This is a genomic window from Amycolatopsis sp. QT-25 (assembly GCF_029369745.1).
Lineage (GTDB): Bacteria > Actinomycetota > Actinomycetes > Mycobacteriales > Pseudonocardiaceae > Amycolatopsis.
On record NZ_CP120210.1, the window covers coordinates 2858420 to 2881555 of the forward strand.

General features: G+C 70.6%; 19 protein-coding genes. 17 read left to right on the plus strand and 2 right to left on the minus strand.

Annotated elements, in window-relative coordinates:
- The first annotated feature begins 73 nt into the window (after positions 1-73).
- The 13 genes from pyrR (at position 74) to P3102_RS13525 (ending at position 15486) form a co-directional block, all read left to right on the plus strand.
- Positions 74-670, plus strand: coding sequence for a bifunctional pyr operon transcriptional regulator/uracil phosphoribosyltransferase PyrR (gene pyrR, locus P3102_RS13465; protein ID WP_016333099.1), 597 nt, complete (start codon positions 74-76; stop codon positions 668-670).
- Entirely contained in the window at positions 667-1614 is a 948-nt protein-coding gene (locus P3102_RS13470; RefSeq protein WP_276369396.1) for an aspartate carbamoyltransferase catalytic subunit, read from the plus strand. Before pyrR ends, P3102_RS13470 begins: the two co-directional genes overlap by 4 nt.
- Positions 1611-2903: a dihydroorotase gene (locus P3102_RS13475; protein ID WP_276369398.1), complete on the plus strand. Its 1293-nt coding sequence runs from the start codon at positions 1611-1613 to the stop codon at positions 2901-2903. The genes P3102_RS13470 and P3102_RS13475 overlap by 4 nt, the downstream gene beginning before the upstream one ends.
- Positions 2900-3409: a transporter gene (locus tag P3102_RS13480; protein WP_276369400.1), complete on the plus strand. Its 510-nt coding sequence runs from the start codon at positions 2900-2902 to the stop codon at positions 3407-3409. The genes P3102_RS13475 and P3102_RS13480 overlap by 4 nt, the downstream gene beginning before the upstream one ends.
- A complete protein-coding gene (carA, locus tag P3102_RS13485) occupies positions 3409-4557 on the plus strand; it encodes a glutamine-hydrolyzing carbamoyl-phosphate synthase small subunit (RefSeq protein ID WP_276369402.1) in 1149 nt (382 codons plus the stop codon). The genes P3102_RS13480 and carA overlap by 1 nt, the downstream gene beginning before the upstream one ends.
- 156 nt (positions 4558-4713) lie before the next feature.
- The gene (carB, locus tag P3102_RS13490; RefSeq protein ID WP_276369403.1) at positions 4714-8043 is read left to right on the plus strand and encodes a carbamoyl-phosphate synthase large subunit; all 3330 of its coding nucleotides are present in this window, start codon (positions 4714-4716) and stop codon (positions 8041-8043) included.
- Positions 8040-8879: an orotidine-5'-phosphate decarboxylase gene (pyrF, locus tag P3102_RS13495; RefSeq protein WP_276369405.1), complete on the plus strand. Its 840-nt coding sequence runs from the start codon at positions 8040-8042 to the stop codon at positions 8877-8879. Before carB ends, pyrF begins: the two co-directional genes overlap by 4 nt.
- 107 nt (positions 8880-8986) lie before the next feature.
- Positions 8987-9304: an integration host factor, actinobacterial type gene (gene mihF / locus P3102_RS13500; RefSeq protein WP_003096398.1), complete on the plus strand. Its 318-nt coding sequence runs from the start codon at positions 8987-8989 to the stop codon at positions 9302-9304.
- On the plus strand, positions 9301-9957 hold the full coding sequence (gmk, locus tag P3102_RS13505; RefSeq protein WP_276369407.1) for a guanylate kinase: 657 nt from the start codon (positions 9301-9303) through the stop codon (positions 9955-9957). The genes mihF and gmk overlap by 4 nt, the downstream gene beginning before the upstream one ends.
- The gene (gene rpoZ, locus P3102_RS13510; protein WP_005152353.1) at positions 9954-10223 is read left to right on the plus strand and encodes a DNA-directed RNA polymerase subunit omega; all 270 of its coding nucleotides are present in this window, start codon (positions 9954-9956) and stop codon (positions 10221-10223) included. Before gmk ends, rpoZ begins: the two co-directional genes overlap by 4 nt.
- 59 nt (positions 10224-10282) lie before the next feature.
- Positions 10283-11521 carry a bifunctional phosphopantothenoylcysteine decarboxylase/phosphopantothenate--cysteine ligase CoaBC gene (gene coaBC / locus P3102_RS13515; protein WP_276369409.1) on the plus strand — a complete coding sequence of 413 codons (1239 nt, stop codon included), beginning with the start codon at positions 10283-10285 and terminating at the stop codon, positions 11519-11521.
- A gap of 78 nt (positions 11522-11599) precedes the next feature.
- Positions 11600-12802, plus strand: a complete 1203-nt coding sequence (gene metK / locus P3102_RS13520) for a methionine adenosyltransferase (protein ID WP_276371145.1) — start codon at positions 11600-11602, stop codon at positions 12800-12802.
- 590 nt (positions 12803-13392) lie between these two features.
- A complete protein-coding gene (locus tag P3102_RS13525; protein WP_276369410.1) occupies positions 13393-15486 on the plus strand; it encodes a primosomal protein N' in 2094 nt (697 codons plus the stop codon).
- Positions 15487-15557: 71 nt separating this feature from the next.
- Here P3102_RS13525 and P3102_RS13530 read toward each other — a convergent pair whose 3' ends face one another.
- Positions 15558-16937, minus strand: a complete 1380-nt coding sequence (locus P3102_RS13530) for a hypothetical protein (protein WP_276369412.1) — start codon at positions 16935-16937, stop codon at positions 15558-15560.
- Positions 16938-17034: 97 nt separating this feature from the next.
- Here P3102_RS13530 and ggt point away from each other — a divergent pair, with 97 nt between their 5' ends.
- The 4 genes from ggt to P3102_RS13550 all read left to right on the plus strand — a co-directional run bounded on the left by ggt (position 17035) and on the right by P3102_RS13550 (position 21913).
- A complete protein-coding gene (gene ggt / locus P3102_RS13535; protein WP_276369414.1) occupies positions 17035-18846 on the plus strand; it encodes a gamma-glutamyltransferase in 1812 nt (603 codons plus the stop codon).
- Between the two features lie 204 nt (positions 18847-19050).
- Positions 19051-19977 (plus strand): methionyl-tRNA formyltransferase, encoded by a 927-nt coding sequence (fmt, locus tag P3102_RS13540; RefSeq protein WP_276369416.1) that lies wholly within the window; start codon positions 19051-19053, stop codon positions 19975-19977.
- On the plus strand, positions 19974-21410 hold the full coding sequence (locus tag P3102_RS13545) for an RsmB/NOP family class I SAM-dependent RNA methyltransferase (protein WP_276369418.1): 1437 nt from the start codon (positions 19974-19976) through the stop codon (positions 21408-21410). The genes fmt and P3102_RS13545 overlap by 4 nt, the downstream gene beginning before the upstream one ends.
- On the plus strand, positions 21407-21913 hold the full coding sequence (locus tag P3102_RS13550) for a flavoprotein (RefSeq protein ID WP_276369420.1): 507 nt from the start codon (positions 21407-21409) through the stop codon (positions 21911-21913). The genes P3102_RS13545 and P3102_RS13550 overlap by 4 nt, the downstream gene beginning before the upstream one ends.
- Here the strand turns inward: P3102_RS13550 and P3102_RS13555 are convergent.
- Positions 21910-23034, minus strand: coding sequence for a serine hydrolase domain-containing protein (locus P3102_RS13555; protein WP_276369422.1), 1125 nt, complete (start codon positions 23032-23034; stop codon positions 21910-21912). The genes P3102_RS13550 and P3102_RS13555 overlap by 4 nt on opposite strands.
- Between the last annotated feature and the right edge of the window lie 102 nt (positions 23035-23136).

A 23136-nucleotide genomic window follows, 5' to 3' on the forward strand; every position in this document is an offset into this window, starting at 1 on the left:
TCGATTTCCTCGCCAAGCAGGAAGTCGACGTCCTTTAAGGACCCGTCCAGAGAGGCGGGGAAGGAGGTCCGCCTTGTCGTCACGCCCGCGTGGCGCGGCGGAACCGGCGGGAGAGCGCGAGCTGCTCTCGTCCGGCGATGTCGCGCGCACGATCGCCCGAATGGCTCACCAGGTCATCGAGAAGACCGCTCTCGGTGCCGGTGGCTCGACTCCGCCCGTGTTGCTGGGCATCCCCACCCGGGGTACTCCGCTCGCCCTGCGGCTCGCGGACAAGATCGCCGAGTTCTCCGGCATCCGTCCGCCGACCGGCGCGCTGGACATCACGCTCTACCGTGATGATCTCCGCCGCCGCCCGCCTCGCGCGCTCGAGCATTCGCAGCTGCCGCCGACCGGTATCGACGACGCGGTGGTGATCCTGGTCGACGACGTGCTGTTCTCCGGCCGCACCATCCGTGCCGCCCTCGACGCGCTGCGCGACCACGGCCGCCCGCGCGCGGTCCAGCTGGCCGTGCTGGTCGACCGCGGCCACCGCGAACTGCCGATCCGCGCCGACTACGTGGGCAAGAACGTGCCCACCTCGCGCGCCGAGGGGATCGAGGTCCTGTTGTCCGAAGTGGACGGACGGGACACGGTTCTGCTTCGCGCGCAACCAGAAGGAGACCGATCGTGAAGCACCTGCTCGCCACCGACGGGCTCGACCCGGCGCTCGCGACAGCCGTGCTGGACACCGCCGAAGAGCTCAAGCGCACCCTGCTGGGCCGCGAGGTCCGCAAACTGCCGACGTTGCGCGGCCGCACCGTGATCACGTTGTTCTACGAGAACTCGACCCGCACCCGCGTCTCGTTCGAGATCGCGGGGAAGTGGATGAGCGCCGACGTGATCAACGTGTCCGCCTCCAGTTCCTCGGTCAACAAGGGCGAATCGCTGCGGGACACCGCGCTGACCCTGGCCGCGGCGGGCGCCGACTGCGTGATCATCCGGCATCCCGCCTCCGGGGCGGCGCAGCGGCTTTCAGGCTGGCTCGCCGAAGCCGGGACGGCGGTCGTCAACGCCGGGGACGGCACCCACGAGCATCCGACACAGGCGCTGCTCGACGCGGCGACGCTGCGGGAGCGCCTCGGCTCGCTGGAGGGACGCCGGATCGCGATCGTCGGTGACGTCCTGCACAGCCGGGTCGCGCGGTCGAACGTCCACCTGCTGTCGGCGCTGGGCGCGGAAGTGGTGCTCGTCGCGCCGCCGACGCTGCTGCCCGCCGGGGTGGAGTGCCTGCCGGTCACCGTGTCGCACGAACTCGACGCCGAACTGCCCGCGGTCGACGCGGTCATGATGCTGCGGGTCCAGGCCGAGCGGATGACAGCCGGGGGACCAGGGCAGAGCTTCTTCCCGTCGTCGCGGGAGTACTCGATCTCCTACGGTCTCAACGAACGACGGATGAAGCTCCTGCCCGAGCACGCCGTCGTCCTGCACCCCGGCCCGATGCTGCGCGGGATGGAGATCGCCTCGGCGGTCGCCGACTCCCCGGCCTCGGCCATCACCGAACAGGTCCGCAACGGCGTCCACGTGCGCATGGCGGTCCTCTACCACCTGCTTGCCAGCGAAGGGGCCGAAGCATGACCACCGTCCTGATCAAGGGCGCCCGACCCTACGGCGAGGGTGATCCGGTCGACGTGCTCGTCGAGGACGGCGTGATCACCGACATCGGCTCTCTCGACACCTCGGAAGAAGCCGAAGTGATCGAGGCGGGCGGCCAGGTGCTGCTCCCCGGTTTCGTCGATCTGCACACCCACCTGCGCGAACCCGGCCGCGAGGACACCGAGACCATCGCCACCGGTTCGGCCGCGGCCGCGCTCGGCGGCTACACCGCGGTGTTCGCCATGGCCAACACCGACCCGGTGGCCGACAACGCGGTGATCGTCGACCACGTGTGGCGGCGCGGCCAGGCGGCCGGGCTGGTCGACGTGCATCCGGTCGGCGCGGTCACCGTGGGCCTCAAGGGGGAGAGACTCGCCGAACTGGGCACCATGGCGAAGTCCGAAGCCCGGGTGAAGATCTTCTCCGACGACGGTCTCTGCGTCGCGGACCCGCTGCTCATGCGCCGCGCGCTGGAGTACTCGACGGCGCTCGGCGTGGTCATCGCCCAGCACGCCGAAGAGCCCCGGCTGACCGTCGGCGCCCAGGCGCACGAAGGCGAGCAGGCCGCACGTCTGGGTTACCCCGGCTGGCCCGCCTCGGCGGAGGAGTCGATCGTCGCCCGCGACTGCCTGCTCGCCGAGCACGCGAACGCGCGGCTGCACGTCTGCCACGTGTCCACCTCCGGCACGGCCGACATCCTGAAATGGGCCAAGGGACGCGGTACCCGGGTCTCGGCCGAGGTCACCCCGCACCACCTGCTGCTGACCGACGAGCGGCTGGCGACCTACGACCCGGTCAACAAGGTCAACCCGCCGCTGCGTACCGCGTCCGACGCCGAGAAGCTGCGCGCCGCGCTCGCCGAGGGCGTCATCGACTGCGTCGCCACCGACCATGCGCCGCACGCCGTCCAGGACAAGGACCGCGAATGGAACTCGGCCCGGCCCGGCATGCTCGGCCTCCAGACCGCGCTGTCGATCGTGGTCGAGACCATGGTCCGCACCGGCCTGCTGGACTGGCGGGGCGTCGCGCGGGTGATGAGCGAACGGCCCGCCGAGATCGGCAACCTGACCGACCACGGCCGTCCGATCGAGGTCGGTGAACCGGCCAACCTGACGCTGGTGGACCCGGAAACCGCATGGACCGTGCGGGGCGCCGAGCTCGCGAGCATCGCGGCGAACACGCCGTACGAAGGAATGCGGCTCCCCGGCGTGGTGACGGCGACGTTGCTGCGCGGGCGGATCACCGCGCGGGAAGGGAAGATCGCGCAATGAGCGACCGGATTCTGCTGACCCTGGCGGTCTTCGCCTTCTTCCTGTTCTGCGTCTTCCTGATGTGGCGCGGCTGGCGCCGCAAGTCCCGCGCGCAGAGCGTCCAGGTACCGCCGTTCCCGGAGATTCCCGCGGAGCCCGGTGAGGCGTCGCTCGAATCGACCGGGGTCTACATCAGCACCACGACGGCGGGGCACTGGCAGGAGCGCGTGGTCACCCGCGGCGCCGGCCTGCGCACCGGCGCGGTCTGGCGGCTGCACGAGGACGGCATCGCCATCGAACGCGGCGGCGCCCCGGACTTCTGGATCCCGCGCGCGGCCGTCACCGGTGTCCGCAAGGACAAGGGGATGGCCGGGAAGGTGATGGGCATCGACGCGCTGCTCGTCGTCACCTGGCTGGCCGGCGACGTCGAACTGGACACCGGATTCCGCGGCGACGACGTCGACGACTATCCACAGTGGATCGAAGCTTTGCAAGACACTCGCAACGACATCAAGGGAGGTGCCTGATGAGCACCGCGAACGGCACCCGTACACCCGCGGCACTGGTCCTCGAAGACGGCCGCGTGTTCCGCGGCTCCGCATACGGCGCCCGTGGCCGCAGTCTGGGCGAGGCGGTGTTCTGCACCGGCATGACCGGCTACCAGGAGACGCTGACCGACCCGTCCTACCACCGGCAGATCGTGGTCCAGACCGCGCCGCAGATCGGCAACACCGGCTGGAACGACGAGGACGACGAGTCCGCCCGCATCTGGGTTTCGGGCTACGTCGTCCGCGACCCGGCGCGCACCCCGTCCAACTGGCGCGCCAAGCGCACGCTGGACGAGGAACTGGAGCGCCAGGGCGTCGTCGGGATCTCCGAAGTCGACACCCGCACGCTGACCCGGCACCTGCGCGAACAGGGCGCCATGCGGTCCGGTGTCTTCTCCGGTGACGCGCTCGGCACCGACGAGGAGATGCTGGCCGAGGTGAAGGCAGGCCCGCAGATGAAGGGCGCCGACCTGGCGGGCGAGGTCAGCACCAAGCAGTCCTACGTGGTCGAAGCGCAAGGGGAGCGGAAGTTCCGCGTCGCCGCGCTGGACCTGGGCATCAAGTCCAACACCCCACGCCTGATGGCCGCCCGCGGCATCGAGGTGCACGTGCTGCCCTACTCGTCCACTGTGGACGATCTGCTCGCGGTCGAGGCGGACGGCGTGTTCCTGTCCAACGGCCCGGGCGACCCGGCGACCACCGCGCACGCGACGGAGCTGACGAAAGCGGTGCTGCAGCGGGAGATCCCGCTGTTCGGCATCTGCTTCGGCAACCAGATCCTCGGCCGCGCGCTGGGGCTGGGCACCTACAAGATGCGCTACGGCCACCGCGGGATCAACATCCCGGTGATCGACGTGGCGACCAAACGGGTGGCGATCACCGCGCAGAACCACGGTTTCGCCCTCGAAGGCGAGCCGGGCCAGCGCTTCGAGTCGCCGTTCGGCGCCGGGCAGATCTCGCACTATTGCCCGAACGACGACACCGTCGAAGGTGTCCGCGCGTTCGACGTCCCCGCGTTCTCGGTGCAGTACCACCCCGAGGCCGCCGCCGGCCCGCACGACGCGGCCCCCCTGTTCGACGAGTTCGTGGACTTGATGAGCAAGAGCGCGGGGCGGGGAAATGGCTGACCAGGTGAGCGGCCACGACGGCGCGCACCGGCCGAAGGCCTCGCGAGCGCGGAGGCGGACCGCCTTCGGCGCGGACTGCAACGGAATTCAAGAACTCACGGCCCGGTTACGCGTTCGTCGACCGCGCGCCATGATTGACACGGAGAAGGCCAAGTAATGCCGAAGAGGACAGACATCCAGCACGTGCTGGTGATCGGCTCCGGGCCGATCGTGATCGGCCAGGCGGCGGAGTTCGACTACTCCGGCACCCAGGCCTGCCGTGTGCTCCGCGAAGAGGGCCTGCGCGTCTCGCTGGTGAACTCGAACCCGGCGACCATCATGACCGACCCCGAGTTCGCCGACGCCACCTACATCGAGCCGGTCACCCCGGAATTCGTCGAGAAGGTCATCGCCGCTGAACAAGCACAGGGGCGCCCCGTCGACACTCTTCTCGCGACGCTGGGCGGGCAGACTGCGCTGAACTGTGCCGTGGCCCTGTACGAGCGCGGCGTCCTGGAGAAGTACGGCGTCGAGCTGATCGGCGCCGACGTCGACGCCATCCAGCGCGGTGAGGACCGGCAGAAGTTCAAGGACATCGTCCGCGCGATCGGCGCCGAGGTGCCGCGTTCGCGAGTCTGCCACGACATGGACGAGGTCCGCGCGACCGTCGCCGAGGTCGGCCTCCCGGTGGTCATCCGGCCGTCGTTCACCATGGGCGGGCTCGGCTCGGGCATGGCGCACACCGACGCCGAGCTGGAGCGGCTCGCCTCCACCGGCCTCTCCGAGTCGCCGGTCACCGAGGTGCTCATCGAGGAAAGCGTCCTCGGCTGGAAGGAGTTCGAACTCGAGCTCATGCGCGACCGGCACGACAACGTGGTGGTCGTCTGCTCGATCGAGAACATCGACGCGATGGGCGTGCACACCGGCGACTCGGTCACCGTCGCGCCCGCGATGACCCTGACCGACCGCGAGTACCAGCACATGCGCGACGTCGGCATCGCCGTGCTGCGCGAGGTCGGCGTCGACACCGGCGGCTGCAACATCCAGTTCGCGATCGATCCGGCCGACGGCCGCATGGTCGTCATCGAGATGAACCCGCGGGTGTCCCGGTCGAGCGCGCTGGCGTCGAAGGCGACCGGCTTCCCGATCGCCAAGATCGCCGCGAAGCTCGCCATCGGCTACACCCTCGACGAGATCCGCAACGACATCACCGGCGAGACCCCGGCGGCCTTCGAGCCGACGCTGGACTACGTCGTGGTGAAGGTGCCGCGGTTCGCCTTCGAGAAGTTCCCCGGCGCGGACCCCACGCTGACCACGACGATGAAGAGCGTCGGCGAGGCGATGTCGTTCGGCCGCAGCTTCCCCGAGGCGCTCGGCAAGGCACTGCGGTCCATCGACACCAAGGCCACCGGCTTCTGGACCCGCCCCGACCCCGAAGGCGCGACCAAGGAGTCCATCCTGGACGCCCTGCGCACGCCGCACGACGGCCGGATCTACGAGGTCGAGCGGGCGCTGCGCTTCGGTGCCACGGTCGAGGAGATCCACGACGCCTCGGGTATCGACCCGTGGTTCATCGACCAGATCGCCCTCATCGGCGAGGTCGGCGCCGAGATCCGCGACGCCCGGGTGCTGGACGAGCCGCTGCTGCGGCGGGCCAAGCGCACCGGTCTCTCGGACCGCCAGATCGCCGCGCTGCGGCCGGAACTGGCCGGTGAGGACGGCGTCCGCGCGCTGCGCCGCCGTCTCGGCGTCCGCCCGGTGTACAAGACCGTCGACACCTGCGCGGCCGAGTTCGCGGCCAAGACGCCGTATCACTACTCGGCCTACGAGACCGACCCCGCGGCGCAGTCGGAGATCACCGCGCAGACGGACAAGCCGAAGGTGCTGATCCTCGGCTCCGGGCCGAACCGCATCGGGCAGGGCATCGAGTTCGACTACTCGTGCGTGCACGCCGCGATCGCCCTGCGCGAGGCCGGTTTCGAGGCCGTCATGGTCAACTGCAACCCCGAGACCGTCTCCACCGACTACGACACCTCGGACAGGCTGTACTTCGAGCCGCTGTCGTTCGAGGACGTCCTCGAAGTGGTCAACGCCGAGCAGGAGTCGGGCACCGTCGCCGGGGTCATCGTGCAGTTGGGCGGCCAGACGCCGCTTTCGCTCGCGAAACGCCTCGCCGACGCCGGTGTCCCGGTGATCGGCACCTCCCCGGACGCGATCCACCTCGCCGAGGACCGCGGCGCGTTCGGCGAGGTCCTCACCGACGCCGGGCTGCCCGCGCCGAAGTACGGCACGGCGACCTCGTTCGAGGGCGCGAAGCGGATCGCCGACCAGATCGGTTACCCGGTCCTGGTCCGGCCGTCCTACGTGCTCGGCGGACGCGGCATGGAGATCGTGTACGACGAGGAGTCCCTCGCCGGCTACATCCACCGCGCCACCGAGATCACCCCCGAGCACCCCGTGCTGGTGGACCGCTTCCTCGACGACGCCATCGAGATCGACGTCGACGCGCTGTTCGACGGCGACGAACTCTTCCTCGGCGGCGTCATGGAGCACATCGAGGAGGCCGGGATCCACTCCGGCGACTCGTCCTGCGCCCTGCCGCCCATCACGCTGGGGCGGACCGACATCGAGACGGTGCGCCGCTCGACCGAGGCCATCGCGCGCGGCGTCGGCGTCCGCGGGCTGTTGAACGTCCAATACGCGCTCAAGGACGACGTCCTGTACGTCTTGGAGGCCAACCCGCGCGCGTCGCGGACGGTGCCGTTCGTGTCGAAGGCGACCGCGGTACCGCTGGCGAAGGCCGCGGCGCTGATCATGACCGGCTCGTCGATCAAGGAGCTGCGCGAGTCCGGCGTCCTCCCGGCCGAGGGGGACGGCGGCCACCTGCCCGCCGATTCGCCGGTCGCGGTCAAGGAGGCGGTCCTGCCGTTCCACCGCTTCCGCACCCCCGAGGGCCACGGCGTCGACTCGCTGCTCGGTCCGGAGATGAAGTCCACCGGGGAGGTCATGGGCGTGGACGTCTCCTTCGGCAAGGCGTTCGCCAAGTCGCAGGCCGGTGCCTACGGCTCGCTGCCGACGTCGGGCAAGGTGTTCGTCTCCGTCGCCAACCGCGACAAGCGTTCGCTGGTGTTCCCGGTGAAGCGGCTGGCGGATCTCGGCTTCGAAATCCTCGCCACTTCGGGAACCGCGGAAGTGTTGCGGCGCAACGGAATCGCCTGCACCGTCGTGCGCAAGCACTACGAGGGTTCGGCCGAAGGCGAGCAGAACGTCGTGGATGTCATCCTCAGCGGCGAAGTGCAGATGGTGATCAACACGCCGTACGGCAACAGCGGCCCGCGGATCGACGGCTACGAAATCCGCACCGCCGCGGTGTCGCGGGACATCCCCTGCATCACCACGGTGCAGGGCGCCGCGGCGGCCGTGCACGGGATAGAGGCCGTCATCAAGGGCGACATCGGCGTGCGGTCGCTGCAGAGCCTCCAGGCGGCGCTGAAGGCCAAGGCGTGAGCGAGCGGTTCGGGGCGAGGCTGGCGCGGGCGGTCGCGGAGAAGGGACCGCTCTGCGCCGGGATCGACCCCCATCCCGGGTTGCTCCAGGCGTGGGGTCTCCCGGCGGACGCGGGCGGGTTGGAGAAGTTCGCCCTCACGGCCGCTGAGACGATCGCGCCCGAGGTCGCGGTGATCAAGCCCCAATCGGCCTTTTTCGAGGCCTACGGGCCGCCTGGGGTGGCCGTTCTGGCCAAGACGATGAAGGTGTGCCGGGAGGCGGGCGCGCTCGTCCTGCTGGACGTCAAACGCGGTGACATCGGCTCGACGATGGCGGCGTACACGGCGGCGTTCCTGCCCGCCGGCGCGGAACTCGAGGCGGACGCCATCACGGTGTCGCCGTACCTCGGTTTCGGTTCGCTGGCCCCCGCGCTCGACGTTGCGCGGACGCAAGGCAAGGGGCTGTTCGTCCTTGCGCGCACCTCCAACCCGGAGGCGCAAGGACTGCAGAACGCCTTGCTGCCCAACGGAAAAACCGTCGCGCAGGACATCGTCGACACGGCGGCCGCGTACAACGCGGGCGTGGAGCCCCTGGGTGACATCGGTGTCGTCGTCGGCGCCACCATCACGCCGGGAGAGCTCGATCTCGGCAAGCTGAACGGTCCCGTCCTGGCGCCCGGTTTCGGGGCACAGGGGGCCACTCCGGCCGATTTGCGGGTCCTTTTCGGGCCGGGACTGCCGGGTGTGCTCCCCGCGTCGTCGCGTGACGTCCTCAGGCACGGGCCGGACCCCGAAGCGTTGCGTGCGGCCGTTCGGCGGACCCGGGATTCCCTCGGTTCCCTGGAAAAAGGCCAATAGCAGGCCCGGGAATCCGTCATGACCAGCCACCCCCGCATTGTGGGCCGAGGTAACGGGTGGGTACCGTCGCCACACCCACCCAGATTTGAGAACTACCGGAGGAAAACGTGGCACTTCCCCAGCTGACAGAGGAACAGCGCGCTGCGGCGCTGGAGAAGGCCGCCGCCGCCCGCCGCATCCGTGCTGAGCTGAAGGAGCGGCTGAAGCGGGGCGGTACCACTCTGGTCGACGTGTTGAAGCAGGCCGAGGAGAACGAAGTCCTCGGCAAGATGAAGGTCTCGGCTCTGCTCGAGGCTCTTCCGGGCGTCGGCAAGGTCCGTGCCCAGCAGACCATGGAACGACTGGAGATCGCACCCAGCCGTCGTCTTCGCGGCCTCGGCGACCGGCAGCGCAAGGCGCTGCTGGCCGAATTCAGCGGCGAGTGAGCGGCACCGGTCAGGACCACCCGGTGACCCCGGGCGCTGACCGCGGCGGTGAGCCGGTGGCGGGAGTTTCTTCCCGGCACCGGCTCACGGTCGTATCGGGGCCTTCGGGGGTCGGGAAGTCGAGCGTGGCGAAGGAGCTGCGCAAGCTGGATCCGGAGATCTATTTCAGCGTCTCGGTGACCACCAGGAAGCCGAGGCCGGGTGAGGTGGACGGCGAGCACTACCACTTCATCGACCGGCCCGAGTTCGACCGCATGGTCGCCGGCGGCGAGCTGCTGGAACACGCCGAGTTCGCGGGCAACTGCTACGGCACCCCGCGCGAGCCCGTGGAGCGCGCCCTCACGGCGGGCCGCGACGCGATCCTGGAGATCGAACTCCAAGGCGCGCGGCAGGTCCGCAAGGCGATGCCGGAAGCGCGGCTGGTGATGCTGATGCCGCCGTCCTGGGCCGAACTGGTCGGCAGGCTGACCGGTCGTGGAACCGAGAACGAGGCCGCGGTGAAGGCCAGGCTGGCCGAGGCCGAACGCGAACTCGCCGCCGCCGGGGAGTTCGACGAGCGCGTGGTCAACGCCGACGTGCGAGAGGCCGCTGAGCAGTTGCTAAACTTGATAGCCGGCGACAAGACACCCGAAGATTCGGAGCACCACGAGTGACGACTCAGGCCACGCTGCACGAAGAGCTCGAAGGCATCACCAACCCGCCCATCGACGACCTGCTCGAGAAGGTCAGCTCGAAGTACGCGCTGGTGATCTACTCGGCCAAGCGCGCTCGCCAGATCAACGACTACTACGCCCAGCTGGGCGAGGGCCTGCTGGAGTACGTCGGCCCGCTGGTCGAGCCGGGCCCGCGCGAGAAGCCGCTCTCCATCGCGCTGCGCGAGATCCACGGCGGCCTGCTCGAGCACACCGAGGGTGAGTAAGAGCTCGATGGCCACGGCGGCTGTCGAGGTGACCCGGCGCGACTCTGCCGGGAACACCGTTGAGTAAACCCAAGGTCGTCCTGGGCGTGGGTGGCGGAATCGCCGCCTACAAGGCCTGTGAGGTCCTGCGCGGACTGACCGAATCAGGTCATGACGTCCGCGTGGTCCCCACCGAAGCCGCGCTGAACTTCGTCGGCGCGGCCACCTTCGAAGCCCTCTCCGGGAACCCGGTCCACACCGGCGTGTTCACCGAGGTGCCCGAGGTCCAGCACGTCCGCGTCGGCAAGGAAGCCGACCTGGTGATCGTCGTGCCCGCCACGGCGAACCTGCTCGCCAAGGCCGCGCACGGCATCGCGGACGATCTGCTGACGAACACCCTGCTCACCGCCCGGTGCCCGGTCGCCTTCTTCCCCGCGATGCACACCGAGATGTGGGAACACCCGGCCACCCGCGACAACGTGGCGCTGCTGCGTTCACGCGGCCTGGTCGTCGCCGAACCCGCCGCGGGCAGGCTCACCGGCAAGGACACCGGCAAGGGACGGCTCGCCGACCCCGGCGAGATCGTCGACCTCGCCCGGCTCCTGCTCGCCGTGCCGAACGCCCTCTCGCGCGACCTCGAAGGCGTGCGCGTGGTGATCTCGGCCGGTGGCACCCGCGAGCCGCTGGACCCGGTCCGCTATCTGGGCAACCGCTCGTCGGGCAAACAGGGTTACGCGCTGGCCCGCGTCGCCGCCCAGCGCGGCGCCGAGGTCACGTTGGTCGCCGCGCACACCGTCGCGCTGCCGGAGCCCGCGGGCGCGAAGGTCGTCCACGTGTCGACAGCCGAGGAGATGCGCCAGGCCATGCACGCCGAGGCCGCCTCCGCCGACGTCCTCGTGATGGCCGCCGCCGTCGCCGACTTCCGGCCGTCGAACCGGGCCGATCACAAGATCAAGAAGTCCGACGACGCACCCGATCCCGTCGTCGAACTCGCCCGCAACGCGGACATCCTCGCCGAGCTGGTCCGCGATCGGACCCAGGGTCAGGTGGTCGTCGGCTTCGCCGCCGAAACCGGGGACGACAAGGGCGGCGTCCTCGACCACGCCAGGGTCAAACTGAAGCGCAAGGGCGCGGACCTGCTGGTGGTGAACGCCGTCGGTGAGGGAAAGGCCTTCGGCACCGAGGACAACTCGGGCTGGCTGCTGGGGTCCGACGGCACCGAAATCCCGATCCCGCTCGGCGCCAAGGCCGAACTGGCGTCCACATTGTGGGACGCTGTTGTGACCTTGATGAAGCGTCGAGAGTCACCGAAGCGATAGTCAGTAGGCTTGAGTTCAAGCTGAGGGGTGCCTAACTTTCTAGGCATCAGACGTCTAGGTGAGGGAGTGACGGGCACCGTGACCGCGTCCACGAGCAGACTGTTCACATCGGAATCGGTGACTGAAGGTCATCCCGACAAAATTTGCGATGCCATCAGCGACTCGATCCTGGACGGACTGCTGGCCAAGGACCCGCGCAGCCGGGTGGCGGTCGAAACCCTCATCACGACCGGGCAGGTGCACGTCGCCGGCGAGGTGACCACCGAGGCCTACGCGGACATCCCGACCATCGTCCGCGACGTGATCCTGAAAATCGGCTACGACTCCTCGGCCAAGGGCTTCGACGGCAACTCCTGCGGCGTCAACGTCGCGATCGGCTCCCAGTCGCCGGACATCGCGCAGGGTGTCGACACCGCGTACGAGTCCCGGGTGGAATCCGACGAGGACGAGATCAACCGCCAGGGCGCCGGTGACCAGGGACTGATGTTCGGCTACGCCTGCTCGGACACCCCCGAGCTGATGCCGCTGCCGATCGCGCTGGCGCACCGGCTTTCGCAGCGGCTGACCCGGGTCCGCAAGGACGGCGTGCTGCCGTACCTGCGTCCGGACGGCAAGACCCAGGTCACCATCGAATACGCCGGTGACCAGCCGGTGCGGCTCGACACGGTGGTCGTGTCCACCCAGCACGCGGACGGCATCGACCTGGAGCGGATGCTCGGCGTCGACGTCCGCGAGCACGTGGTCGCCCCGGAGATCGCCGAGCTCGGGCTCGACACCTCCAACGTGCGGCTGCTGGTCAACCCGACCGGCCGCTTCGTCATCGGCGGCCCGATGGGCGACGCGGGCCTGACCGGCCGCAAGATCATCGTCGACACCTACGGCGGCATGGCCCGGCACGGTGGCGGCGCGTTCTCCGGCAAGGACCCCTCCAAGGTGGACCGCTCCGCCGCGTACGCGATGCGCTGGGTGGCGAAGAACGTCATCGCCGCCGGGCTCGCTTCGCGCGCCGAAGTGCAGGTCGCCTACGCGATCGGCAAGGCGGCCCCGGTGGGCCTCTTCGTCGAGACCTTCGGCACCGAGACCGTCGACCCGTCGAAGATCCAGGCCGCCATCACACAGGTCTTCGACCTGCGTCCGGCCGCGATCATCCGCGACCTCGACCTGCTTCGCCCGATCTACGCGCCGACGGCCGCGTACGGCCACTTCGGCCGTCCCGAGCTGAACCTCCCCTGGGAGAGCACGGCACGGGCCGCGGACCTGAAGTCCGCCGCGGGCGCCTGATCCGTTCCGTGAAGGCCTCCTTGCCTACCTTGCGGGTAGGGGGAGGCCTTCACTACGTCACCGGTCTGAGCGGCGGGGGCGTGTCGTCCGTCCAGTCACACGTGTCGGCCGCCTGATCACGCGTGTCGTCCCTTCAGTCACGTGAGACCTCCTCGGCCTACGCGGTGCTGGCGTGCCTCTGCCTGCCGGAGGTACATGAAGGGGTCCTTCACGGCGTTAGGCGCAAGGATGGGGGCCTTCCTGTACTGGGGGAGGCGTGAAGACCGAGTTTCTCCGGCTGAGTCGCGTGAAGGGCCTTCCCACGGTGTCGTTGTGACTGGTGGGGTAGGTGGCGTCCCGCAGCGAGTGAGGGGAACGTTGAGAGACCCTGGGTCCCTCAAGGGGGCCTTCACGTCACTCCGCGGCGAGCGCACGTCACTCTGCGGCGAGCGCACGTGGCTCCACGGTGAGCTCACGTGGCTCCGCGGCGAGCGAGACGTGCCCAGCAGCGCGTGCAATGAAAGGTCCCTTCATCGCAAAATTTGCAATGAAGGGACCTTTCATTGCACGCGGTGACGGGCAGTGGCAACACAGTCTGGTAGAGATCACGGGTGAGCAGCAGTCCCGAACCGACCCCGCTGTGGGATCTTCCGGAGCCTCCGAAAGCCGAGCCGGCGCGGAAGGCCCAACCGTCCCGCGCGAAAACCGCCAGCCGCCGCGGCGCGCAGAATCCCGCGCCCGAGCACCCGGTGGCACGGATCGTCGTGGACATCCCGCTCACGCACCTCGACCGCACCTTCGACTACCAGATCCCCGAGAAGCTGCACGAAGCCGCTGTGCCCGGCTGCCGGGTGCGTGTCCGGTTCGCGGGCCAGCTCGTCGACGGGTACCTCGTCGAGCGCGCCGACACCACGGAGTTCACCGGGAAGCTCGCGTACATCGACAGGGTGACCTCCAGCGAGCCGGTGCTGTCTCCGGCGCTGCACACGCTTTGCCGATCCGTCGCGGACCGGTACGGCGGCACGCTCAGCGACGTCCTGCGGCTCGCGATCCCGTCCCGGCACGCGAAAGTCGAGGCCGAGCCGCCCGCCGAAACCGCGTCGACGCCGGAGCCGCCCGAGACCACTGCCTGGGAGCGGTACGAAAGCGGCCCCGCTTTCCTGGAGGCCGTCGCGGAACGGCGTCCGGCCAACGCCGTGTGGCAGGCCCTGCCGGGTGAGGACTGGCCACATCGCCTCGCCGAAGCGGCCACCGTCGCGGCGGCCGCCGGACGCGGGGTCGTCATGGTCGTTCCCGACCACCGTGACCTGACGCGGCTGCACGACGCGTGCGTCGAGTCGCTGGGCGCCGATTCCGTGGTCGCGTTGATCGCCGGGCTGGGGCCCGCGGAGCGTTATCGCCGCTGGCTCTCGGTGCTGCGGGGCGCGGTGCGGGTCGTCGTCGGCACGCGCGCGGCGATGTTCGCGCCGGTCGCCGATCCGGGGCTGTTCGTGGTGTGGGACGACGGCGACGACGTCCACCTCGACCAGCACGCGCCGTACCCGCACGTCCGCGACGTGCTGATGGACCGCGCGCACGCGGCGAAGGGATCCATGCTCGTCGCCGGGTTCGCGCGTACCGCCGAGGCGCAGTTCCTGGTGGAATCGGGGTGGGCGCAGCCTCTCGTGGCGGCCCGTCCCGAACTGCGGGCCGCGGCGCCACGCGTCACCCCGGTCGGCGAGGACTTCGACGTCGCCCGGGACGAAGCGGCGAAGGCCGCGCGCCTCCCGTCGGTCGCCTTCGAGGCGGCCCGGCAGTCGCTGGCGGGCGGATTCCCCGTCCTCGTGCAGGTTCCGCGCCGCGGATACGTCCCGGGCCTCGCCTGCGGCAACTGCCGGACGTCCGCGCACTGCCGCCGGTGCGCCGGCCCGCTTTCCTTGCCGGGCGGGCTGATCGACGGCGCGCCGCGGCCGCCCGCCTGCCGCTGGTGCGGTGTCCCCGAGACGAACTTCCACTGCGCCGCTTGTGGTTCGGTGCGGCTGCGGGCGGTCGTCGTCGGTGCCAAGCGCACCGCGGAGGAACTGGGCCGCGCGTTCTCCGGATTTCCCGTGCGGACCTCGGGCGCGTCGGAGGTTTTGGCTTCGGTGCCGGGGAAACCGGCGCTGGTGGTGTGCACGCCGGGGGCCGAGCCGGTCGCGGAAGGCGGCTACGGCGCGGCGCTACTGCTGGACGGCTGGGCGCTGCTCGGACGGCAGGACCTGCGCGCGGGGGAGGAGACCCTGCGCCGGTGGATGGCGGCCGCGGCACTGGTGCGGCCGGGGACCGAGGGCGGTCGCGTGTTCGTGGGCGCGGAAGCGGGTCTTTCGGTCGTGCAGGCGCTGGTGCGGTGGGACCCGGGCTGGCACGCGAGCCAGGAACTGGCCGAGCGCCGCGAACTCGGCTTCCCGCCCGCGATGCGGATGGCGAGTATCGAGGGCACTCCGGACGCCGTCGCCGGACTGCTCGACGACCTCGCCCTCCCGGAGACCGGCGAGGTACTGGGCCCGGTGCCACTCGGCGAGGTCGACGAGGACGGCAACGCCGAACGTGAGCGCGCGCTGGTGCGCGTCGCACGTCCGGACGGCAAGGCGCTCGCCGCCGCGATCCACGGGGCCGCCGCCCGCCGGGACGCGCGCAAGGCCGCCGAGCCCATCCGGATCCAGCTGGACCCCTTGGAGCTCATCTAGCCTCGCCATTCGGCACCTGGTTGCGATCCTTGCGCGTGCAACGATCGCAACCAGGTGCCGAATTGCGTGGGTCAGAACGTCGTGCCGGGGGTGGCGAGGACGTCGGCGCGCGGCGAAGCGCCCGGAGCGGGCGAAGCGGGTTTGGTGGCCGTGCCGCCGAGGGCGGCGGTGAGCAGGGTGACGATCTGTGAGGAGATCGCCGCCCGCCGGGCCTCGAAGTCGGCGTCGGTCAGCGCCGAAGGATCGGCGGGGGTGCCGAGGACGGGCGTGTGCAGGTGCCCGCCCGCCACACCGTCCAGGCCGAGTCCTGTCCGCAGCCGGTTGCTCCGGTACATCGATTCGTTCGACAGGTAGTTGCCGCCGCCACCGGAAGCGGCGATCTCACCGGGCTTCGGCGCGTCCGTCCGGCAGACCGCCGTTCCCGTTCCCGGGTCGCCACCGTCCGGCCAGACACAGAACGCCTGGTTGTACAGCACCTGATAGGCCCCGGCGGGCGCGGCGAGCATCTTTTCGTACGGCAGCGTGGTTTCGATGAACTGGACGGCCGGCTGCGGCCAGCCGGTGGCGGGCGGGACCGGGCCGCGGACGGGCTCGTCGAGGTTGTCCGGCGAACCGCCGCGCCAGGCACCGGCCCAGCGTTCGATGTCGAAGCGGCCGGGACGGCCTTGGCTGATCGTCATGATCAGCTCCGGGCGGCGGAAGCGGTCCTCGAACGCCCGGCCGTACGCCGCCTCGACGATGCCGGCGTCGAAGTAGCTCCACACCACCGGGAACGACACGGCCTGCACCAGCGCCGGCCCGGTCGGGGTCCGGATCACCTTGCCGTCCAGATGCAGCGCGGCCGCGCCCGACGGGTTCGCGATGCGGACGCCCGCGCCGTTGAGGGTGAACGGGTCGAATCCGCTCACCAGCACCCGGCGCGGTTTGTGGCCGGCCGGGAAGCGGGCGTCGTCGAGGCCGCGGGCGCCGAAGTCGAACGTCTTGAGCAGTTCCGCGCGGGCGGGCGCGGACAGCGGGAAGCGCGGTGTCCACTGCCGCAGCGCCTTGCTCATCAGCAGGCGCGCCCAATAGAGCGGCCGGTCGTCGGCCTTGTCGAGGGTGCCGAGATGGGGGCGGCGGCCCTGCGCGCGGTCGACCGCGGTCCGCCAGAGCCCGTCACCGGCGGTCTCCGCGAGCTTTTCGGCGCGCAAAGCGGTCCTCGTCGTGCAGAGTCGCGTGGTGAAGTCCGAGACGAGCTTGTCGAATCCGGCGAGCCGGACGAGTTCCGGGCCGACCGCCGGGCCACCGGAAGGCATGGTCGCGGTGAGCCGCTTCTCCTCGACGGTGATCGCGGCGGAGTCGTCGAAGCAGGCACGCGCGCCTTCGGCTCGGGCGACGCCGGGGACCGCGAGGACGGGGACGGCGATGAGCAGCGGAAGGAGCACGCCCCATCGCCTGCCGGAAGTCTTCATGGACCGCATTCTGCTCATCGAGGCCGGACCGCACCACCGACGTTCGCAGGGCCGGCCGGGTCTTGTCCGGGGTGGACAGGCGGGGCAGACTCGCGCCATGGCCGCGCACAGAAGCACTCTGGGACGCATCACCGCAGTCACCGCGATCGCCGCCCTGGTCGGCACGGCCGCGCCGGGTACCGCGGCCGCGGCACCACCGACACCCAAGTCCCCGACCGCCGTCGGCTATCTGGGCGCGGTGTCGAGCATCGACGCGGACGCGACCGCGATCGGCACGAAGATCCTGCGTGAGGGCGGCAACGCCGTCGACGCGGCCGTCGCGACGGCCGCCGCGCTCGGTGTCACCGACCCGTTCTCCGCCGGGTTCGGCGGTGGTGGCTTCTTCGTCTACTACGACGCGCGCACCGGCAAGGTGCACACCCTCGACGGCCGTGAGACCGCGCCGTCGACGGCGAACGAGAACCTCTTCGTCGAGAACGGCAAGGCGATCCCGTTCGCCGAAGCCGTCACCAGCGGGTTGAGCGTCGGCGTGCCCGGCACACCCGCCACCTGGGACGAAGCCCTGCGCAAGTGGGGGACCAGGTCACTGGCGAAGGCGGTGAAACCCGCCGAGGACCTCGCCCGTAAGGGCTTCACCGTCGACCAGACCTTCGCCGGCCAGATCGCGAACAACGCCGCCCGCTTTTCGGCGTTCCCGTCGACCCGGTCGCTGTACCTGCCCGGCGGGGTGCCGCCCGCGGTCGGCACGACGTTCAAGAATCCCGACCTCGCCGGCACATACGCGCAGCTCGCCGCCAAGGGCACCGACGTGCTCTACCGCGGCCCGATCGGCGCCGACGTCGTCGACACCGTGCGGAAACCGCCAGTCGACCCCGCGTCGACCCTGAAGGTGCGCCCCGGTGACCTGACCGCGGCCGACCTCGCCGGATACCGCGTGGTCGAGCGGAAACCGACCAAGACCAGGTACCGCGGACTCGACGTCTACGGCATGCCCGCGCCGTCTTCGGGTGGGCTGACCGTCGGCGAGGCGCTGAACATCCTCGAGAACACGAAGCTCTCGAAGCTGGAGAGGGCCGACTACCTGCACTACTTCCTGGAATCGACCCGGTACGCCTTCGCCGACCGTAACCGGTGGATCGGCGACCCGGCCTTCGTCGACGTCCCGGCGAAGGAACTGATCAGCCAGAGGTTCGCCGACAGCCGCGCGTGCCTGATCGACCCCGCGAAGGCCGGGACGAGCCCGGTCGCGCCCGCCGACCCGCGCAAGCCGACGCCGTGTGTGGCGGGGACGAACGCCGCGCCGACGCCGTACGAGGGCGAGAACACCACGCACCTGACGGTCGCCGACCGATGGGGCAACGTCGTCGCCTACACGCTGACCATCGAGCAGGAGGGCGGGAGCGGCATCGTCGTTCCGGGCCGCGGGTTCCTGCTCAACAACGAACTGACCGACTTCTCCTTCACCCCGGTGACGCCGGGTGTGCCCGACCCGAACCTGCCGGGTCCGGCGAAGCGGCCGCGTTCGTCGATGGCGCCGACCATCGTGCTCGAGCACGGCAAGCCTTTCCTCGCCGTCGGCTCGCCCGGTGGCGCGTCGATCATCACCACGGTGCTGCAGATCCTCACCGGCCGTATCGACCGCGGCCGGAAACTCGTCGACGCGATCGCCGAACCGCGTGCTTCGCAGCGGAACTCGGCGGCCGCGCAGGTCGAGCAGGCGTTCCTCGACCAGACCGAGGTGCTCGCGGCGCTGAAGGCCAAGGGGCAGGGCTTCTCGACAGCGCCCGCGGAGATCGGGGCCGCGACCGGGGTCGAACGGCTGCGGGACGGCCGGTGGCTCGCCGCCGCCGAACCGACCCGGCGGGGTGGCGGCTCGGCGGCCGTCGTGCTGCCCTGGCCGCCGAGGTAGGCATCAGGCTCGCGAAGGCTCTTTCAGCTTTCTCGCCTGCCAGGAAAGGTCCTTTCCTGGCGAAATTCGCAAGGAAAGGACCTTTCCTGGCGCTCGACGGCGGGCACAGGGACAGCGAGCGCGCCCCGGCACCGGGGCCCTTCTAGACTGAGCCCCGATGTTCGCCCAGTCAGAGGTATCCGTCCCCCCGGCGGAGGTGCGTTGATGCGCCTCGTCTTCGCCGGCACCCCCGAACCGGCCGTCCCGTCGCTGCGCGCGCTCCTCGCGTCCGAACAGCACGAGGTCGTCGCCGTCGTGACCCGCCCGGACGCGCAGGCAGGCCGCGGCCGCCGCGTCGTCCGGTCCCCGATCGGCGCGCTGGCCGACGAGCACGGGATCGAGGTGCTGACCCCGCCCAAGGCGGGCGACCCCGCGTTCCTCGCCCGGCTCGCGGAGATCGCCCCCGACGCGTGCCCGGTGGTCGCCTACGGGGCGCTGTTGCCCCAAGCCGCGCTGGACATCCCGGCGCACGGCTGGGTCAACCTGCACTTCTCGCTGCTGCCCGCGTGGCGCGGTGCCGCGCCGGTCCAGGCCGCGATCCGCGCCGGGGACGAGATCACCGGCGCTTCGACGTTCCGCATCGTCAAGGAACTCGACGCGGGACCGGTGTACGGCGTGATCACCGAGCAGATCGCCGACACCGACACCGCGGGTGAAGCTTTGGCCAGGCTGGCGGAGTCCGGGGCGAAGCTGCTCGTGTCCACGATGGACGGAATCGCCGACGGCACGCTGCGTGCGGTGGAGCAGCCCGGCGACGGCGTGAGCTACGCGCCCAAGGTGACCGTCGAGGACGCACGCGTGTCGTTCGCCGACCCGGCCACCGCGGTCGACCGGCAGATCCGCGCGGTCACGCCGGAACCCGGCGCGTGGGCGGAGTTCCGGGGCGAGCGGCTGAAGCTCGGCCCGGTGACGATCGTCGACGAGCCGGGGCCCCCGCCGGGTGAGCTGGTCGTGGAACGCAAGCGGGTCCTGGTCGGCACGGCGTCGAAGCCGGTGCGGCTGGGCGAAGTGCAGGCGCAGGGGAAGAAGCGGATGGCGGCCACCGATTGGGCGCGCGGTACGAGGATCGAACAAGGAGAGCGCCTGCAGTGAACGAGCGTAGGGAACGCCGGCCGTCGAGGCCGGAGCGAGGCCGTCCGGGCCCGCGTAAAGAAGGGCCCAGCCGCCCGCCGCAGATCGACCCGGCCCGGCAGGTCGCCTTCGACGTCCTGCGCGCGGTCCGCGAAGACGACGCGTACGCGAACTTGGTGCTGCCGCAGCTGCTGCGCAACCGCCGGATCTCCGGTCGTGACGCGGCGCTGGCCACCGAACTGACCTACGGCACCTGCCGCGCGGTCGGCATGCTGGACGCCGTCATCGGGGCCTGCCTCGACCGGCCACTGGCCAAAGTGGACGCCATCGTGCTGGACGGCCTGCGGCTCGGCGCGTACCAGCTGCTGCGCACCCGTATCCCCCAGCACGCCGCCGTCGGGTCCACTGTGGACCTCGTCCGCGCCGAAGTCGGATCCTGGATCGCGGGTTTCGTGAACGCCGTGCTCCGCTCGGTGTCCGAAAAGGACGAAGAGACCTGGCTGAACGAACTGGCCCCGGACGAGGCCGCCGACCCGATCGGCGCCTACGCGTTGCGGACGGCGCACCCGCGCTGGGTCGCGCGATCGTTCGCGGAGGCCTTGGGGGACAAGGGGCCTGAGCTGAAGGCGGCGTTGGAGGCCGACGACGACCGGCCCGACGTCCACCTGGTCGCCCGGCCCGGTGAGATCAGCGCCGACGAACTGGCCGCCATCACCGGCGGTGACGTGGCCCCGTACTCGCCCTACGGTGTCCGGTTGCCCGCGGGCTCCGGCGATCCCGGCGACATCGAACCGATCAGGGAAAAGCTGGCCGCCGTGCAGGACGAGGGCAGTCAGCTGTGCGCCGTCGCCGTCACGAAGGTCCCGCTCACCGGCTCCGACGAGCGCTGGCTGGACCTGTGCGCCGGCCCCGGTGGCAAGGCCGCGCTGCTGGGCGCGCTGGCGTCGATCAGCGGCGCGACCGTCGACGCGGTCGAGAAGGCGCCGCACCGCGCGAAGCTGATCGAGAACGCCGTCCAAGGCCTTCCGGTGACCATCCACGTCGCCGACGGCCGCGAAACCGGCCTCGAACCGGGCTACGACCGCGTCCTGGTCGACGCGCCGTGCAGCGGGCTCGGCTCACTGCGGCGTCGTCCGGAGGCGCGCTGGCGCCGTCAGCCCGGTGACATCTCGGACCTGACGAAACTGCAGGGCCAGCTGATCACCGCGGCACTGGACCTGGTCCGCCCCGGCGGCGTCGTCACCTACGTCGTCTGCTCGCCGCATCTGGCCGAGACCGAAGGCGTCGTGGGGGAGACCGCGCGCCGCGCCGGTGCCCAGATCGTCGACGCGCGGGAGTTCTTCCCGGGTGTCCCGCAGCTCGGCAACGGCCCGTACGTCCAGCTGTGGCCGCACCGCCACGGCACGGACGCGATGTTCTGCGCCGTCCTGCGGAAGCCGGATTCGGCCGGGTGAGCAGGGTACTCGGCCTGGTCGCGAGCTCGTGCGGCGGACTGGACACCCGGTTCGCCGCACAGCTCGCGAAACCGGCCGCGGACCGCGGCTGGGAGCTCGCGATCACGCTGACCCCCACCGCGGCCCGCTGGCTGGAAGAGACCGGCGTGCTCGGTGACCTGGAAGAATGCACCGAGCTGCCGATCCGCAGTACCTCCCGGCTGCCGGGCGAGTCCCGGCCGCATCCGGATCCCGCGGTGTTCCTGTTCGCGCCCGCGTCCGCGAACTCCGTGGCGAAACTGGCGCTGGGCATCGCCGACAACCAGGCGCTGACCCTGCTCGGCGACGTCCTCGGCACCCCGGGCGTCACGATCGTGCTGGGCTACCAGATCCAGGACACGCGGGTGCACCATCCGGCGTGGCAGCGCCATCTCGACACGCTCGCCTCCGCCGGGGTCACCACCGCGAGGCTCAGCCCGGCGGCCGCGTGGACCTCCGTGCTGGACCTGCTGCCGTCGGTTTAGCGGGCGCAAAACCCCGTGTCGAACGCCTTGGAAAGGTCGTCCGACACCTTGGGCGGCGCGGGATTCAGGTTCACCACGACGTTCACCCGCCTGCCGTGCGGGACGGCGCCCGACAGGTTCGCGTAGCCGACGATGTTCCCGCCGTGTCCCCAGAACCTGCCACCACACGACAACGGCACGGAGGCGATGCCGAGGCCGTACTCCGCGCCGGGGGTGCCGCCGGGCCTCGGAACGGTGCGCTGCATCTCCGCCAGCTCCGCGCGCGGCAGGAGATGGCCGTCGACGAGCGCGCCGAAGAAGCGGTTCAGGTCGGCACCGGTCGAAATGAGCCCGCCGGAGGTACCGGCGGCCGACGGATCGAATTCGGTGTAGTCGGTGTGGCCGGCGGGACCCGGCGCGTAGCCCCTGGCGTGCGGGCGCGGCAACCCTTCTTCACCGCGCTGCGGCAGTGAGGTGCCACGCAGACCCAGCGGCCCGGTGATCCTGCGCCGGATCTCGTCGGCGACGGAGCTGCCGGTGACCTTTTCGACGAGCATCCCGGCGATGATGTAGTTCGTGTTGGAGTAAGACCAGTCCGTCCCGGGGGCGAACAACGGCGGATGCGCGAGGCCGATCGCCACCAGCTCCTCGGGCTCGGCGCCGCGATGACGCCACTCTTCGAGGTCGAGGTCCCTGAGGTAGTCGTAGATGCCGCTGGTGTGCTGGAGCAGCTGCCGCACGGTGATCTTGGTGCCGTCGTTGCCGTTCCCGCGCACCAGGCCGGGCAGATACCGCTCGATCGGCGTGTCCAGCCGGACCTTTCCTTCGGCGACCAGTCGCAGCACCAAGACGGCGACGAACGTCTTGGTGACACTGGCCGCCCGGAACTTCGAACCGTGCGGGAACGGCGTCCCGGTCTCGACGTTGCCGACTCCTTCGCGCTCCGACCACGTCCGCCCGGACGGGTTCGTCACCGTCGCCTGCGCGCCGGGGACCCCGTCCCGCACCAGCGTTTCCAGCGCTCGGTCGACCTCGTCGTGGGGTTCGCTCGCGGCGAGCGCCGGGGTGGCGGTCGTCGCCGCGAGCAGCGCGACCAGCGAACCGATGGCGACGATCTTCCTGCCTGGCAAGGATTTTCGCATGAGACCCAAGCTAGGCACGGTCGAGTGCGCCTGACATGGGGTACACCCCCGCGTCGTACTGGGGTTTGCCTCACTTTTCGCGACCCGGCCGGGGCCGCGCGC

Coding starts and splice junctions, on each gene's coding strand:
- P3102_RS13475 (WP_276369398.1), top strand. CDS start 1,611: ATGACCACCGTCCTGATCAAGGGCGCCCGACCCTACGGCGAGGGTGAT.
- P3102_RS13480 (WP_276369400.1), top strand. CDS start 2,900: ATGAGCGACCGGATTCTGCTGACCCTGGCGGTCTTCGCCTTCTTCCTG.
- carA (WP_276369402.1), top strand. CDS start 3,409: ATGAGCACCGCGAACGGCACCCGTACACCCGCGGCACTGGTCCTCGAA.
- carB (WP_276369403.1), top strand. CDS start 4,714: ATGCCGAAGAGGACAGACATCCAGCACGTGCTGGTGATCGGCTCCGGG.
- P3102_RS13530 (WP_276369412.1), bottom strand. CDS start 16,937: ATGAAGACTTCCGGCAGGCGATGGGGCGTGCTCCTTCCGCTGCTCATC.
- ggt (WP_276369414.1), top strand. CDS start 17,035: ATGGCCGCGCACAGAAGCACTCTGGGACGCATCACCGCAGTCACCGCG.
- fmt (WP_276369416.1), top strand. CDS start 19,051: ATGCGCCTCGTCTTCGCCGGCACCCCCGAACCGGCCGTCCCGTCGCTG.
- P3102_RS13555 (WP_276369422.1), bottom strand. CDS start 23,034: ATGCGAAAATCCTTGCCAGGCAGGAAGATCGTCGCCATCGGTTCGCTG.